The sequence below is a fragment of the Streptomyces alboniger genome, from assembly GCF_008704395.1.
Lineage (GTDB): Bacteria > Actinomycetota > Actinomycetes > Streptomycetales > Streptomycetaceae > Streptomyces > Streptomyces alboniger.
The window spans coordinates 1,646,210-1,661,089 of sequence record NZ_CP023695.1 but is presented as its reverse complement, the minus strand read 5'-3'; the positions used below and the strand labels follow the sequence as shown (position 1 = coordinate 1,661,089).

General features: G+C 71.4%; 12 protein-coding genes. 7 read left to right on the top strand and 5 right to left on the bottom strand.

What is annotated here, in order from left to right; translation table 11 throughout:
* Positions 1–80 precede the first annotated feature (80 nt).
* The 3 genes from CP975_RS07195 to CP975_RS07185 all read left to right on the top strand — a co-directional run bounded on the left by CP975_RS07195 (position 81) and on the right by CP975_RS07185 (position 3,304).
* Positions 81–1,343, top strand: coding sequence for a glycosyltransferase family 4 protein (locus tag CP975_RS07195; protein WP_055528086.1), 1,263 nt, complete (start codon positions 81–83; stop codon positions 1,341–1,343).
* Positions 1,340–2,197 (top strand): hypothetical protein, encoded by an 858-nt coding sequence (locus CP975_RS07190; protein ID WP_055528084.1) that lies wholly within the window; start codon positions 1,340–1,342, stop codon positions 2,195–2,197. The genes CP975_RS07195 and CP975_RS07190 overlap by 4 nt, the downstream gene beginning before the upstream one ends.
* Before the next feature lie 96 nt (positions 2,198–2,293).
* Complete coding sequence (locus CP975_RS07185) at positions 2,294–3,304, top strand: helix-turn-helix transcriptional regulator (protein WP_055528083.1); 1,011 nt, start codon at positions 2,294–2,296, stop codon at positions 3,302–3,304.
* On the opposite strand, the gene ctaD is transcribed toward CP975_RS07185, so the two are convergent.
* Complete coding sequence (gene ctaD / locus CP975_RS07180; protein ID WP_055528082.1) at positions 3,213–4,943, bottom strand: aa3-type cytochrome oxidase subunit I; 1,731 nt, start codon at positions 4,941–4,943, stop codon at positions 3,213–3,215. The genes CP975_RS07185 and ctaD overlap by 92 nt on opposite strands.
* 450 nt (positions 4,944–5,393) lie before the next feature.
* On the opposite strand from ctaD, the gene CP975_RS07175 reads away from it, so the two are divergent.
* On the top strand, positions 5,394–5,609 hold the full coding sequence (locus CP975_RS07175) for an I78 family peptidase inhibitor (RefSeq protein ID WP_055528088.1): 216 nt from the start codon (positions 5,394–5,396) through the stop codon (positions 5,607–5,609).
* Between the two features lie 126 nt (positions 5,610–5,735).
* Here the strand turns inward: CP975_RS07175 and CP975_RS07170 are convergent, their stop codons facing one another.
* Complete coding sequence (locus CP975_RS07170; RefSeq protein ID WP_055528081.1) at positions 5,736–6,764, bottom strand: phosphatase PAP2 family protein; 1,029 nt, start codon at positions 6,762–6,764, stop codon at positions 5,736–5,738.
* A gap of 248 nt (positions 6,765–7,012) precedes the next feature.
* Positions 7,013–8,170, bottom strand: coding sequence for a mannosyltransferase family protein (locus CP975_RS07165; RefSeq protein WP_055528080.1), 1,158 nt, complete (start codon positions 8,168–8,170; stop codon positions 7,013–7,015).
* A gap of 229 nt (positions 8,171–8,399) precedes the next feature.
* Here CP975_RS07165 and CP975_RS07160 point away from each other — a divergent pair, with 229 nt between their 5' ends.
* Together CP975_RS07160 and CP975_RS07155 are read left to right on the top strand one after the other, a co-directional pair.
* Entirely contained in the window at positions 8,400–10,025 is a 1,626-nt protein-coding gene (locus tag CP975_RS07160; protein ID WP_055528079.1) for an MFS transporter, read from the top strand.
* A 144-nt stretch (positions 10,026–10,169) separates the two neighbouring features.
* Positions 10,170–11,366, top strand: coding sequence for an acyl-CoA dehydrogenase family protein (locus CP975_RS07155; RefSeq protein WP_055528077.1), 1,197 nt, complete (start codon positions 10,170–10,172; stop codon positions 11,364–11,366).
* Between the two features lie 33 nt (positions 11,367–11,399).
* Here CP975_RS07155 and CP975_RS07150 read toward each other — a convergent pair whose 3' ends face one another.
* Positions 11,400–11,849 (bottom strand): cell division protein SepF, encoded by a 450-nt coding sequence (locus CP975_RS07150; protein WP_055528076.1) that lies wholly within the window; start codon positions 11,847–11,849, stop codon positions 11,400–11,402.
* Between the two features lie 292 nt (positions 11,850–12,141).
* On the opposite strand from CP975_RS07150, the gene CP975_RS07145 reads away from it, so the two are divergent.
* Positions 12,142–13,425: a DUF5685 family protein gene (locus tag CP975_RS07145; protein ID WP_208835543.1), complete on the top strand. Its 1,284-nt coding sequence runs from the start codon at positions 12,142–12,144 to the stop codon at positions 13,423–13,425.
* Between the two features lie 21 nt (positions 13,426–13,446).
* Here the strand turns inward: CP975_RS07145 and CP975_RS07140 are convergent, their stop codons facing one another.
* Positions 13,447–14,439, bottom strand: coding sequence for an ABC transporter substrate-binding protein (locus tag CP975_RS07140; protein WP_150476681.1), 993 nt, complete (start codon positions 14,437–14,439; stop codon positions 13,447–13,449).
* Between the last annotated feature and the right edge of the window lie 441 nt (positions 14,440–14,880).

Sequence of the window (14,880 nt, the reverse complement as noted above, 5' to 3'; positions counted from 1 at the left end):
TTGGCCAGGAATCCCCGTCTAACCCTGCGGTAGGCGGACGAGGGGGACTGTCCGCACGGAAACGCGGGATACGGGGACGCATGCACATCTCTTTCCTGATACACAACGCGTACGGGATCGGAGGGACGATCCGGACGACGTACAACCTGGCGAACACACTGGCCCAGCAGCACGACGTCGAGATCGTCTCCGTGTTCCGGCACCGCGACGAGCCGGTGTTCGCGCCTGACCAGCGCGTGCGTCTGAGCCACCTCGTGGACACGCGCAAGGGCACGCCGGGCTACGAGGGCGAGGACCCCGAGCATCTGCGCCGGGCCAGGACCTTTCCGAGCGCCGAGGGCCGCTACCACCAGTACAGCGCCCTCACCGACCGGCGTATCGCCGCCCACCTCGCGGCGCTCGACGCGGACGTCGTCGTCGGCACCCGTCCCGGGCTCAACGTGCACGTCGCCCGCCAGACCGCGCGCGGCCCCCTGCGCGTCGGCCAGGAGCACCTGACACTGGACAGCCACTCCAAGGAACTCCGCCGCCAGCTGCGCAGCGTCTACCCCCGCCTCGACGTCCTCACCACGACGACCGAGGCCGACGCGCGCGCCTACTCCCGCAAGATGCGGCTGCCCGGCGTCCATGTGCAGGCGTTGCCCAACCCCGTACCCGCGCCCGGCATAGAGCCCGCCGACGGCTCCCACAAGTGGGTCGTCGCAGCCGGCAGGCTCGCGCCGGTCAAGCGGTACGACCTGCTGATCAGGGCGTTCGACAAGGTGCGGCGCGAGCGCCCCGACTGGCGGCTGCGGATCTACGGCAGCGGCAGGCAGAAGGAGAAGCTGCGCGCCCTGATCGACGAACTCGGTCTCTACAATCACGTCTTCCTCATGGGCCCCGCCCACCCCATCGAGCCCGAGTGGGCCAAGGGCTCCATCGCCGCCGTCACCTCCAGCCTGGAGTCCTTCGGCATGACGATCGTCGAGGCGATGCGCTGCGGGCTGCCCGTCGTCGCCACCGACTGCCCGCACGGCCCGGGGGAGATCATCGACAACGGCGTCGACGGCCGCCTCGTCGAGGTCGGCAACCCCGACGCCATCGCCGGCGGACTGCTCGAACTGATCAACAACGACTCGCTCCGGCACCGGATGGCGGACGCCGCGCTCCACGACTCCGAGCGCTTCGACCCGGTCCGCATCGCCGAGCGGTACGACGCGATGTTCTCCGGGATGCTCACCCGCGGGAGTTCGCTCGGGGGCCGCGTGCGCGGCACCCTGCACCGCACCCGCGGCGCGCTGCTCGGCGGTGCGTACGCGGTGCGGGATCTCGGACGCGTAGAGACGAAGGGATCGACCGCATGACGGCCTCGGCCACCTCGCAGCCCGCGTCGGACACCGGGGACGACCGGCAGGCGTCCTCGGCTCCGCGCGCCGACTGTGTCGCCGACTCCGCCGGGGGCCTCACCTTCGACGTGACGGACCCCGGCGGGACCGAGACGGACGCGGCCCATCTGCTGCTGCGCCGCCGCGACGCCGAATCCGCCGAGGACTACGTCCGGCTGCCGCTCTCCCCGTCGGCCGACGGGCGGCTGCGGGCCGCGCTGCCCAGCAGCGTCGAGCTGCCCGAGGGCCGCTGGAACGCGTACGCGCAGGTGGCGGGCGGTGAGCCGCGCCGTCTTATGCCGGGCGTGAACGACCTGCGCTCGCTGGTCGACCGCGCGCCGAGCGGCAGCCGCGGGCATGTCGCGGTGCGCATCCCGTACGCGACGAAGCAGGGCAACCTCTCGGTGCGCAGCTGGCTGCGGGCGCCGCACGCCGAGGCGGGCGAACTCGACCTGGCGGACGGGGCCCTGAATGTGCACGGCCGGCTCTACGGCACCGCGCTGACCGACGCCGCGTTCGCCGAGGCCGTCCGGCGCGAAGAGCCCGGCCTCGTCCATCGGGCCGAAGTCACCGCCGAAGGACCGGACTTCACCTTCGGGCTGCACCAGGGGCCGCTCGCCGACAGCGGCCCGGGACCCTGGGACCTGTGGCTGCGCCCGGCGGGCGAGAGCGGGCCGCGGGTACGCCTGGCCCGGCTCCTGGACGACATCCCGGACAAGAAGACGATCTTCACGTATCCGGTGACGCGCCGCGAGACCCCGCACGGGGCGGTCGAGGTCGGCCCGTACTACACGTACGACAACGACCTGGCCGTCCGCGTCCGCGCGGTCTAGGCGCAGGCACCCCGTGAGGGGCGGACGAGTCCGCGCCGGGACCGGGCCTCCGGTCGCGGACCGTCCCTGTCCTCAAGCCGGGGCACAATCACGTCCATGCTGGAGACCTCCGCACGACTGCTCCGCCTGCTCTCCCTGTTGCAGGCCCACCGCGACTGGTCCGGCGCGGACCTCGCCGACCGGCTCGGCGTCACACCGCGCACGGTCCGCCGTGACGTGGACCGGCTGCGCGAGCTGGGCTATCCCGTGAACGCAAGCCCCGGCACCGGCGGCGGCTACCAGCTCGGCGCGGGTGCCGAACTGCCGCCGCTGCTCCTGGACGACGACGAGGCGGTCGCGGTCGCCGTGGGCCTGCGTACCGCCGCGGGGCAGGGCATCGAGGGCATCGGCGAGACCTCCGTACGCGCGCTCACCAAGCTGGAGCAGGTGCTGCCGGGCAGGCTGCGGCGCCGCGTCGGGGCCCTCAACGCCTTCACCGTGCCCATGCTCCGCGCCCCGCGGCAGCAGGGGGTGGACCCCGCCGTCCTGACCGAACTCGCCGGCGTCTGCCGGGACGCGGAGCGGCTGCGCTTCGACTACCGCGACCATGAGGGCAGTTCGAGCCGCCGCGTCGTCGAGCCGCACCGGCTGGTGTGCACCGAGCGCCGCTGGTACCTCGTGGCGTGGGACCTGGACCGCGAGGACTGGCGTACGTTCCGCGTGGACCGCCTCACGCCGAGGCCGCCGCACGGGCCGCGCTTCGCCCCGCGCACCCCGCCGGCCGACGACCTGGCCTCGTACGTGTCGCAGGGCGTCTCCACGCGCGCGCACGCCGCGCAGGCCGTGGTCCGGCTGCTCGTGCCGCTGGAGGAGGCTGCCCAGCGGATCACCCCGAGCGACGGCACCCTGGAGGCCGAGACCGCGCGGAGCTGCCTGCTGCGCACGGGAGCGCCGAGCCTGGACGTGATGGTGTTCCACGTGATGTTCATGGGCTTCGAGTTCGAGGTCTTGGAGCCCGCCCGGCTCGCCGACCGGATCAGGGAGTCCCGGGACCTCCTGAGCCGGGCCCTGGACCGGGGTGTTCCGTCTGCGGATCCTCGGGGGGCCGGTCCGTCTCCCACTCCGTGAACGCCGCGTACTGGGGATGGTGCAGGTCGAAGGCCGGTGACTCGGAACGGATCCGGGGCAGTGTGCGGAAGTTGTGGCGCGGTGGCGGGCAGGAGGTCGCCCACTCCAGGGAGCGGCCGAACCCCCAGGGGTCGTCGACCTCGACCTTCTCGCCGTACTTGGCGGTCTTCCAGACGTTGTAGAGGAACGGCAGGGTGGACAGGCCGAGCAGGAACGCCCCGATGGTCGAGACGGTGTTGAGGACCGTGAAGCCGTCGGCTGCCAGATAGTCGGCGTAGCGGCGCGGCATCCCCTCGGCGCCCAGCCAGTGCTGAACGAGGAAGGTGGTGTGGAACCCCACGAAGAGCGTCCAGAACTGGATCTTGCCGAGGCGTTCGTCGAGCATCTTGCCCGTCAGTTTCGGCCACCAGAAGAAGAAGCCGCCGAAGGTCGCGAAGACGACGGTGCCGAACACGACGTAGTGGAAGTGAGCGACGACGAAGTACGAGTCGGTGACGTGGAAGTCGAGCGGCGGCGAGGCCAGGATGACGCCCGTGAGGCCGCCGAACAGGAAGCTCACCAGGAACCCGACCGCCCACAGCATCGGCGTCTCGAAGGACAGCGAGCCCCTGAGCATCGTGCCCGTCCAGTTGAAGAACTTCACGCCCGTCGGGACCGCGATGAGGAACGACACGAACGAGAAGAAGGGCAGCAGGACCGCGCCCGTCGCGAACATGTGGTGCGCCCACACGACCACGGACAGGCCGGTGATGGCCATCGTCGCGCCGACCAGCGGCAGATAGCCGAACATCGGTTTGCGGCTGAAGACCGGGATGATCTCCGTGACGATGCCGAAGAACGGCAGAGCGATGATGTACACCTCGGGGTGCCCGAAGAACCAGAAGAGGTGCTGCCACAGCAGCGCGCCCCCGTTCTCCGAGGCGAAGACGAGCGAGTGGAAGCGCCGGTCCGCCTCCAGGACGAGCAGCGCGGCGGCCAGCACGGGGAACGCGATCAGCACCAGGATCGAGGTGAACAGCACGTTCCAGGTGAAGATGGGCATCCGGAACATCGTCATCCCGGGTGCGCGCATCCCGATGATGGTCGTCAGGAAGTTGACCGCGCCGAGGATCGTGCCGAAACCGGAGAGCGCGAGCCCCATGATCCACAGGTCGGCTCCGATGCCCGGAGACCGCTCCAGACTGTTGAGCGGGGCGTACGCGAACCAGCCGAAGGCCGCGGGACCGCTCGGCACGAGCAGCGAGCCGAGCACCATGAGGCCGCCGAAGAGGAACAGCCAGTACGAGAGCATGTTCAGCCGCGGGAAGGCGACGTCCGGCGAGCCGATCTGGAGCGGCATGATCTCGTTGGCGAACCCCGCGAACGTCGGCGTCGCGAAGAGCAGCAGCATGATCGTGCCGTGCATGGTGAAGGCCTGGTTGAACTCCTCGTTGCTCATCAGCTGGAGTCCGGGGCGGGCCAGTTCGGCCCGCATCATCAGGGCCATCAGACCGGCGGCGAGGAAGAAGACGAACGACGTGATGAGGTAGAGGTGGCCGATCTTCTTGTGGTCCGTGGTGGTCAGCCACTCCACCACCACCCGGCCGCGCCGCCGCTCCGGCCCCGGCCGCCGAACCGCCCGTACCGTCTCGGTCCCCATCCCCTGCCCCTTCGCCATCGCGTGCCGGGCCCGCCGAAGTCCGCTCGAAGCTCACGCCATCATGCGCGCGTCGGTGCCGACTCCGACAGGGGGCGTACGCCGCTTCCGGACGGGCGGCGCACGGGGCGCCGGGCCGGAACCGTGAATTCCCTATGCGCCGTCACCACCGGTGGAGGGGGCCTGGATTCCGAAATGCGGAGGCTGCGTAAAGGGGGCGAGAGGCTATTCGGTGCGGGCAATTCAGGCAGTTGCCGTGGAGTCCTCTCGGCGTCCCGAAGTCATCCGTGAATTACACCGTTACACGTACGGAACCGCCCATACGTGTGACGGAGTTCGACCGAAACGCGCGTCGTGATCCTGTGACAAAAGCGTGACCGGAGAGGTATCCGTGACGCTTGGTGCCCGGCCCCGGCCTTCCGCGGCGGTGTCGCGCCGCCTACCGTGGCGGCCATGGCACCTATCCCGACCCCACCCGCAGAGCCCCAGGACAGCCCCGACCGTTACGTCGGGCTGGCGGCCGAGGCTGCCGAGCGGCAGGCGCGTGAGCGCGGCTGGTCCACCGTCAGGTCGCTGCCGCCCGGGGCGATCATCACCATGGAGTACCTCGCGGGGCGGCTCAACTTCGAGGTCGAGAAAGGCCTCGTGACGCGCTCCTGGAAGGGCTGAGCGCCCGACCGCTTGGGCCGTCCGCCCGGCATCCGCGTACGACGAAGGCCCCGGTTCCTCGACGGAACCGGGGCCTTCGCGGTGCGGGGGATGGGCTGTGCGTACCGGCCCCCGCTGTCGGTGGGGTCAGCCGCCCGCCATCGGGCGGGCGGACGTGGTGCCGCGCGGCACGCGGTCGGAGTGCGGCGGACGGCGGCTGCCGGCCGGGGTGACCGGGGTGCGCTCGGAGCGGGCCGTGTGCGGGCCCGGCGCCAGATAGGCCGGGGGGCGCACGGCGCGGACGGCGCCCACCGTCTCGCGGGCCGGTACGGTCTCCTCCGCGGCGGGGCGCGGTGGCACGATCGCGGGGACGCCCACGGGGGCCGCGGCGGGCTCGGGCAGGGGCGCGAGACGGGCACGGCGGGCGCGCCAGCTCTCGCGGAGACCGAGGACGACGCCCTCGACCCGGGTGATCAGCGGCTCGAACCAGGGCAGCGCGAGCAGGATGAGCAGCCCCGCGGCCCAGCCGAGGAAGACGTCGCTCAGCCAGTGCGTACCGAGGTAGACGGTGGTGAGGCCGACGCTCAGGGAGACCACGGCCGAGAGGGCCGACAGATAGCGGCGGGTGCGCGGAGTGGAGGCCAGATAGGCCAGGATTCCCCAGGTCACGACGGCGTTGGCGGTGTGGCCCGAAGGGAATATATCCCCGCCGAGCCACATCTCGTTCGAGCCGATCGCGGTGGCGTAGTGCGGGCCGAGGCGGCCCATGCCGAGCTTGGCGGCGCCGACCGTCACGTTGAGCAGGAGCAGGGACGCGCCGAACATCAGCAGCGGGCGCAGCGTGTGCTGCCGCCAGGAGCGCCAGCCGAGCCAGGCCGCGACCATGACGGCGGTCGGGCCGCGCTGGCCGAGGACGACCCAGTAGTCGAGGAAGGCGTGGATCTCCGGCCACTGCTGGTAGGGCCGGAAGAACATGACCTGCCAGTCGAACCGCACCAGCCACGAGGTGGTCAGCACGGCGACGACGATGGCGAGGTAGAACGCCAGGGTCGCGCTGAAGAGCACGACCCGGTGCCGGCTCATCCTCGGCACATCGAGGTGGGCCGGTCGTTCCGGCTCACGGTCCAGCCGGGCGAAGACCCGGTCAAGACGGGTGAGGTTTCGTTCGGTACGCACCCAATCGACGTTACAGCGAGTGAGTCTGGCACTAGGCCGAATCAGTGGCTTTGTGATGACGATGTGATGTGGGATTGATCTCAGAGCGGGGTTTATTCCGGGGATTCCTTATTCGCCGGGGGTCGCCTTACTCAATTCGTTGATCGTTTCCCATGCCATTCTTATGGCGCTTATGAATTCGTTCACCGGGTCCTGGTGCGGAATTCTCCGCCCGGTCACCGATGCGCATGTAAATGATCATGACGGGATCACGGCGGCCCCGAGCCGTGCAGCCAGAACGCCCCGTACACCGCGCTCACCACGGCCACACCCCCGAGGACCAGCGCCGACCTGGACGTACGCAGCCGGGCCAGCGCCACCGCGAGGGGCAGCAGCAGCGGGAAGGCGGGCATGAGGAGGCGCGGCTTCGAGCCGAAGTAGCCCGCCGCGCAGAGCGCCAGCGCGACGACGATCCCGGTGTATACGAGCAGCGGCAGGGGTTGCCCCTGTCGTACGCCGACGACGTACAGCCAGACCACCAGCACCACCCCGACGACGAGGCCGAGGCCCGCCAGGGCGCCGGGGACGGAGGTGAACTTGTCCCCGACGAAGCGGGCGAAGGCATAGCCGAAGTCGAAGCCGTTGCCCCAGCCCGCCTGCACGTCGAGATAGCCGAGGAGACCACCGCCCGTGCGGTGGCCGACCCACAGCACGTAGCCCGCGGCGCCCAGCGGGGCCAGGACCACGCCGAGGACCGTGCGCCCGTCGGCCCGCCGCTCCCGGTACGCCTGGACCGCCGCCGCCACCCAGATCGCGGCGACCACCGCGGCGCCCACCGGCCGGGTGAGGCCCGCGGCCGAGGCGAGCACACCCGCCCAGACCCACCGCCCCCTGAGTACCGCGTACAGCGACCAGGCGGCCAGCGCCGTGAACAGGGACTCGCTGTACGCCATCGACTGCACGATGCCGACCGGCAGCACCGCCCAGAGCGCGGCCGCGCAGATCCCGGCCCGGCGCCCGTACACATGGTCGGCGACCGCGAAGATCCCCGCGGCGGCGAGGAGTGACGCGACCCAGCTCACCATCAGGCCCGCGTCGGCGTACGACAGCGGGCCGGCCGCCGAGACGAGCCGCTCCAGCCAGGGCAGGAGCGGGAAGAACGCGAGGTTGGAGTGCACGCTGCCGTCCGGGAGCGTCACCTCCCAGCCGTAGCCGTGCTCGGCGACGCGGGTGTACCAGAGCGAGTCCCAGCGGGCGGCCAGCAGCGTGTGCGGGCTCTTGCCCGCCGCCGCGCCCCACACCGCGAGCACCGCGACACCCAGCGCGCGCACCCCCGCGTACACGAGGAGGGCGGGCGCGGCGCGGCGCAGCGCGTGGCCCGCCGGGGACGCCGAGGGCGCCGAGAGGCGTTGATCAAGATCGGTCACGGGGTCGATTATCGGCCGTGGACGGAACCGGACGCCCGCCCGGGGCGTGGTCCGAGGGAGGGGGCGTGGCGCACACCACACCGCATCCGTACAACCATGAGAGGTCCGCCACGCGCCCCCGGAGCGAACTCGCGTACTCTGACGGCTCACTCGCCTTGTCTGCGCCGCCGGAGCAGCCAGTCCCCATCCCGCAGGCCGCCGACGCGAGGGATCACTGGGAGGTACGCACATGTCCGGGACGACCACGGCCGCAGCACCGCAGGGCCGTCGGGGATCCGGGGCCGGTGCCGGGGCCAACCGCTGGCTCGTGCTCGTCGTCCTCTGCGTCAGCCTGCTGCTGGTCGCCGTCGACGCCACCGTCCTGCACGTCGCCGTGCCCGCGGTCACCGAGGACCTGAAACCCGGCGCGATGGAACTGCTGTGGATCGTCGACATCTATCCACTGGTCTGCGCCTCGCTCCTCATTTTGTTCGGCACGCTGGGCGACCGCGTCGGCCGCAGACGTGTCCTCCTGCTCGGCTACGCGCTCTTCGGCGTGGCCTCGGCGATCGCCGCCCTCGCCGACAACGCGCAGGTCCTCATCGCCGCCCGGGCGCTGCTCGGCGTCGGCGGCGCGATGATCATGCCCGCGACGCTGTCGATCCTGCGCCAGGTCTTCCCCGACCGGCGCGAGCGGGCCGTCGCCATCGGTATCTGGAGCGCGGTGGCCGCGGTCGGCGCGGCCGTCGGGCCGCTGCTCGGCGGGTTCCTCCTGGAGCACTTCTGGTGGGGCTCGGTCTTCCTCATCAACATTCCGCTGATGCTGGTCAGCCTGCCGATCGGGCGCTGGCTGCTGCCCGAGTCCACCGGGGACCAGAACGGGCCGTGGGACGTGGCCGGCGCGCTGATGGCGGCGGGCGGGCTCTTCGGGCTCGTGCTCGGCGTGAAGCGGCTCGGCGGCGGCGAGGCGCCGCTCGGCGCCACCACCCTGGTCTCCCTCGCCGTGGGCGCCGCCCTGCTCGTCGGCTTCGTCCGCAGACAGCGGCGGCGCAAGCATCCACTGGTCGACCTGTCCATGTTCGCGCGGCCCGCGTTCAGCACGTCGGTGGGCTGCATCGTGCTCGCCATGCTCGCGCTCGTGGGCCTGGAGCTGATCGCCGCGCAGTACTTGCAGCTGGTCCTCGGCCTGTCCCCGCTGGAGACCGGCCTGCGGCTGCTGCCGCTCACCATCGCCGCGATGGCCGCGGGCCTCGCCGGGTCGAAGCTGCTGCACCGCTTCGGGCCGCGCAGGATGGTCTGCGCCGGGTTCTGCCTCACCGCGTTCGCCGTGGTGGTGCTCACCGGCATGGGCGGCCACGCCAACGACACCCTGCTGCTCACGGGCTTCGTCCTGCTCGGCTTCGGCCTGGAGACCACGCTCTTCGGCGCGTACGAATCGATGCTGAGCGAGGCGCCGCAGTCCGAGGCGGGCGGGGCCGCGGCCATCGGCGAGACCTCGTACCAGCTGGGCGCGGGCATCGGCATCGCGCTGCTCGGCACGGTCATGAACGCGGCGTACGCGCCGGGGCTCTCGTCGGTGCGGGGGGTTCCCGCGGAGGACAGTGCGGCGGCCAGTCACTCGCTGGGCGAGGCGTACGAGGTCGCCGCGCGGCTCGGCGGTGACGCGGGCGACGCCCTGCGGGCCGCGGCGCGGGACTCCTTCGTGCACGGGCTGCATGTGACTCTGCTGGTCAGTGCGGGGCTGCTGCTGCTCGGGGCGCTCGCGGCGCTGCGGTTGCCGCGGGCCATGGAGTGCGCGGCGCCTGCGGCGCGGGCCGAGCGGGGTATTCCGGCGCCCCGTGATCCCGCGGGGGTCGGGGTCGACTCCCGCCGCTGAGGTCTTGGTGGCCTTCGGCCGGGAAGTTCCCCGCCCGCCCTTTCAGCGCGCCTCAGGGCCCTGGACGTGCGGGACACTGCGTCGTAACGTCAGCGCGAGCCGTAGCTAACTACCAGTGCTAGTTTTGTGCCGCCGGAGGCCCGCATGTCCCCAAGCGCCCGCACCCCTCTGCCGCCCCTCGACCCCGCCGACCTCCTCGGCATCGACGACCTCCTCGACCCGGAGGACCTGGCGATCCGCGACACCGTGCGCGGCTGGGCCGCCGACCGGGTCCTGCCGCACATCGCCGACTGGTACGAGAAGGGCGAGCTGCCCGGCATCCACGAGCTGGCCCGCGAGCTGGGCTCCCTCGGGGCGCTCGGCATGTCGTTGGAGGGCTACGGCTGCGCGGGCGCGAGCGCGGTCCAGTACGGGCTCGCCTGCCTGGAGCTGGAGGCCGCCGACTCCGGCATCCGCTCGCTGGTCTCGGTGCAGGGCTCCCTCGCGATGTACGCCGTCCACCGCTTCGGCTCCGAGGAGCAGAAGCGGCGGTGGCTGCCCGGGATGGCCGCGGGCGAGATCATCGGCTGCTTCGGCCTGACCGAGCCCGACCACGGCTCCGACCCGGCGTCGATGCGGACGTACGCGAAGAGGGACGGCACCGACTGGGTGCTGAGCGGGCGGAAGATGTGGATCACGAACGGGTCGGTGGCCGGGGTGGCCGTGGTCTGGGCGCAGACCGAGGAGGGCATCAGGGGCTTCGTCGTGCCGACCGACGCGGCCGGGTTCTCGGCGCCCGAGATCAAGCACAAGTGGTCACTTCGGGCCAGCGTCACCAGTGAGCTGGTGATGGACGAGGTGCGGCTGCCCGCCGACGCGGTCCTGCCGGAGGTCGTCGGCCTCAAGGGCCCGCTCAGCTGTCTGTCCCACGCGCGCTACGGCATCGTCTGGGGTGCGATGGGCGCCGCACGCTCGTCGTTCGAGGCGGCGGTGGAGTACGCGAAGACCCGCGAGCAGTTCGGCCGGCCCATCGGAGGCTTCCAGCTCACCCAGGCCAAGCTCGCCGACATGGCGGTCGAGCTGCACAAGGGCATCCTGCTCGCCCACCATCTCGGGCGGCGCCTGGACGCGGGCAGGCTCCGTCCCGAGCAGGTCAGTTTCGGCAAGCTCAACAACGTACGAGAAGCGATCGAGATCTGCCGCACGTCCAGGACGATCCTGGGCGCCAACGGGATCTCGCTGGAATACCCCGTCATGCGGCACGCGACGAACCTGGAGTCGGTGCTCACCTACGAGGGCACCGTCGAGATGCATCAGCTGGTTCTGGGCAAGGCGCTCACCGGTCTCGACGCCTTCCGGTGAGACCCGGCAGGTTCCGGTGAGCGGCCTTGCCCCCTAGCTCTGGTTGAAGAAGCCGTCCGACGGGCGGCCCGCGGCCTCACCGCTGACGATGTGCGTGTCGGCGGGGGTCAGCAGGAAGACCCGCGTCGCCACGCGCTCGATCGAACCGCGCAGACCGAAGGTGAGACCGGCCGCGAAGTCGACCACGCGCTTGGCGTCGGCGGGCTCCATGGACGTGAGGTTCATGATGACCGGGACGCCGTCCCGGAACAGCTCGCCGATGTGGCGGGCGTCCCGGAAGCTGTCCGGGGTCACGGTCCCGATCCGGCGATCCTGGTCCTCCGCGGCCTCGGGCACCACCCGCGAGCCCGGGTCGGTGACCCAGGCCTCCGGCCGGGCGGGCCCCTCGTCCCGGTCGTCCTCGTAGCCGTCGTCGTAGTAACGCTCGTCGTTGTTGTCGTCGACGAGCCCAAGCCAAGCACTCGCCTTGCGCACCGATCCCATGGACGCCTCCTCTCACAGCGGTTTCCCTGCGTTCCGCATCCCTATGCTCGTCCATGATGCGGATGGTGCGCCAAGTGGATAGTCGCCGCGCGGGGTTTTCGTGACGGTACTGGTGCAGAGTCAACACGCCGACGCACGCCCTACTTCAAGGGTCGTACTGTGTACGGTTGCTGACGGAGAGTGAAATATGATGATTCGAGGCGTACGGGTGACGGCAGGTACGTACGGGTGAACGACCCTCGATACGATGCCGGGGTTGGTCAACTTCCGGCCGCTCGGGGGAGTCGTCGTCTTGTTCGGAATCGTAAGGCCCTGTACCCACCGCCTCGGTGACGGGCTCAAGGCCCAATGGATGGCGCACCTGTGCGGGCTCTGCCTCGCGCTGCGCGGTGACCACGGGCAGTTCGCCCGCGTCGTCACCAACTACGACGGGCTCATCATCTCGGTCCTGACGGAGGCTCAGGCCCCGTCGTCCCCCGGCCGGCGGCGCACCGCAGGGCCCTGTCCCCTGCGCGGGATGCGGACCGCCTCCGTCGCGCGGGGCGAGGGAGCGCGGCTCGCCGCCGCCGTCTCGCTGGTGCTCGCCTCGGCCAAGGTCCGCGACCACGTCGTCGACGGGGACGGCCTCCTGGGGCGCCGCCCGGTGGCCGTCGCCGCGCGGCGCGTGGCCAGGAGCTGGGACAAGGCGGGCGCGCGGACCGGCTCCGACGTCGGGTTCGACACGGCGGTCCTGCTCGACGCCGTCGAACGGCAGGCGGGTGTCGAGGCCTTGGCCGGGCCCGGCACCTCGCTGCTCGCGGTCACCGAGCCGACCGAGACCGCGACCGCGGCTGCCTTCGCGCACACCGCGGTGCTCGCGGGGCGCCCCGGCAACATGGAACCCCTCGCCGAGGCCGGACGGCTCTTCGGCCGCCTCGCTCATCTGCTCGACGCCGTGGAGGACAGGGAAGCTGACGCCGCGTCGGGTGCCTGGAACCCCCTCACCGCGACCGGCACGTCCCTAACGGAGGCGCGCCGCCTCGCCGACGACGCGCTGCACGGCATACGGCTCGCGCTGCGGGACGCCGAATTCACCGACGGCAAGCTCGCGCACGTCCTGCTCGCGCACGAACTGCGCCGCTCGGTCGACCGCGCGTTCGGGAGCGAGTCATGTGGTCACGAGCATACGGTGACGGCTCATCAGGGCGGGGGCTTCGGTCCGCCGCCGTCGCAGCAGGGCGGGCCGTACGGGTCACAGAATCCGTACGGGGGCGGGGATCCTTACGGGGGCGGGAATCCGTACGGGGGTGAGGTGCCGCCGGGCGGGCCTCAGGGGCCGGGCGGTCCGGGCGGTCCTGGTGGTTTCGGGGGTGGGCCCGCGTTCGAGCCGCAGCCGCCGAAGCCCGGCAAGCGCGGCTTCTGGGCGGGGTGTGCCGTCGCGATCGGGCTGTGCTGCACCTGCAAGGTGTGCTGCGCCGACGAGTACGAAGGTCCCTGGTCCCGTAAGAAGCGCGAGGGCTGCTGCAACAACTGCGACTGCGACGGTGGGTGCTGCGGCATCTGCGAGTGCTGCTCCTGCTGCGACTGCGGGCTGTAGCGGACGGCCGGTGACGAGGCGTCAGCCCTTGGTCTCCGGCGGGGAGATCCGGGACTTCCCGATCGCCGATCCCCGCGTGCCCCACTTCTTCAGGATGCGGTCGTACGTCCCGTCCTCGATCAGCCGGTCCACCGCCGCCCGGAACGCCGGTGCCAGCTTCGTGCCCTTCTTGAAGGCGAAGCCGACGTCGAGGCGGCGGTACTCGCCGAGGAACCTCAGGCCTTCCTGCTGCCGTACGGCGTAGCGCAGGCCGTTGATGGTGGACATGACCACGTCGGCGCGGCCCTGCCGCAGCGCGGGCCAGACGGCGCCGGGCTCGGCGTACGTCTTCACGGCGTACGGCTCCTTGCCCGCCTCCTCGCAGACGTGCTTGTTCTCCTCCAGCGTGACCTCGAAGGTGGTGCCCGCGCCGGTCGCCACGTTCAGGCCGCACAGCTGTCCGAGGTCGGTGACCTTCTTCAGCTCGCTGTCCGCGCGGACGGCGAAGCCCTGGCCGTCGTTGATGTACGTGACGAAGTCGATGGTCCTGCGGCGCTCCTCGGTCACGCCGAAGTTGCCCGTGCCGAGGTCGTACTTGCCGCTGCCCAGGGCCGGCAGGATGGCCTCGAAGCTCGCCGCCTCCCGCTCCAGCCTCAGCCCGAGCACTTCGGCGACGGCGTCCGCGAAGTCGATGTCCTGGCCGACGATCGTTCTGCCGTCCTCCAGGTAGAGCGCTCCGGGCGGGGTGCCGCCGACGGAGGACGCGATGCGCAGGGTCCCCCGGTCCCGTACGGAAGAGGGCAGCAGGCGTGCCGCCGCCTCGTCCTTCCTGACCGACGACACCACGTCGGCGGTGGGGATCTTGGCGCTCCTTCCCGCGGGGGCCGCGCCGTCCGCGGTGTTGCCGCCGCCGGAGCCGCAGGACGTCAGCGCGAGGGTGACGGCGGTGATCAGGGCGAAGGCCGCCGGGACGCGGTGGGAGCGCGGGGGGCGGGGTGGATGCGCGGGAGGGTGGGATCGCGGGGGCGTGCTCATGGCGTGACGGTCTCCAGCTCGGCGGGGCAGGGAGAAGCGGAACGTACGAGGGGAGGGGTGTCACCGCCCGTGACGAACCGGGCGGTGAGGTGCGCGTGTGAAGGCGAGGGCGTCAACGGCGCCGTGCGGCGCGGGCGTTGAGAAGAGAGTGGAGAGGCGGCCCGGCCACGGTGAAGCCGGCTCGGCGCGTGCGGAGTGGAAGCCCGGCACATACGGAGCGGGTTCTGGCGGTGCGTGAAGCGCAGGGGGCCGGCTCAGGAGGGCATCAAGCTCAGGAGGGCATCAACAAGACGCCGACCACACTCGACCGAAGTCGATGTGGGAGCGCGTGGCCAGCCACTGCTGCGGATGCATGGGCCAAGTGGAACAGGCATCCGTTTCCGCGTCAACTGCCGTGAGACGTAACGCTCACATCCTGGACGCCCTTGACAGCGCACGTGA

Coding starts and splice junctions, on each gene's coding strand:
- CP975_RS07195 (WP_055528086.1), top strand. CDS start 81: ATGCACATCTCTTTCCTGATACACAACGCGTACGGGATCGGAGGGACG.
- CP975_RS07190 (WP_055528084.1), top strand. CDS start 1,340: ATGACGGCCTCGGCCACCTCGCAGCCCGCGTCGGACACCGGGGACGAC.
- CP975_RS07185 (WP_055528083.1), top strand. CDS start 2,294: ATGCTGGAGACCTCCGCACGACTGCTCCGCCTGCTCTCCCTGTTGCAG.
- ctaD (WP_055528082.1), bottom strand. CDS start 4,943: ATGGGGACCGAGACGGTACGGGCGGTTCGGCGGCCGGGGCCGGAGCGG.
- CP975_RS07175 (WP_055528088.1), top strand. CDS start 5,394: ATGGCACCTATCCCGACCCCACCCGCAGAGCCCCAGGACAGCCCCGAC.
- CP975_RS07160 (WP_055528079.1), top strand. CDS start 8,400: ATGTCCGGGACGACCACGGCCGCAGCACCGCAGGGCCGTCGGGGATCC.
- CP975_RS07155 (WP_055528077.1), top strand. CDS start 10,170: ATGTCCCCAAGCGCCCGCACCCCTCTGCCGCCCCTCGACCCCGCCGAC.
- CP975_RS07150 (WP_055528076.1), bottom strand. CDS start 11,849: ATGGGATCGGTGCGCAAGGCGAGTGCTTGGCTTGGGCTCGTCGACGAC.
- CP975_RS07140 (WP_150476681.1), bottom strand. CDS start 14,439: ATGAGCACGCCCCCGCGATCCCACCCTCCCGCGCATCCACCCCGCCCC.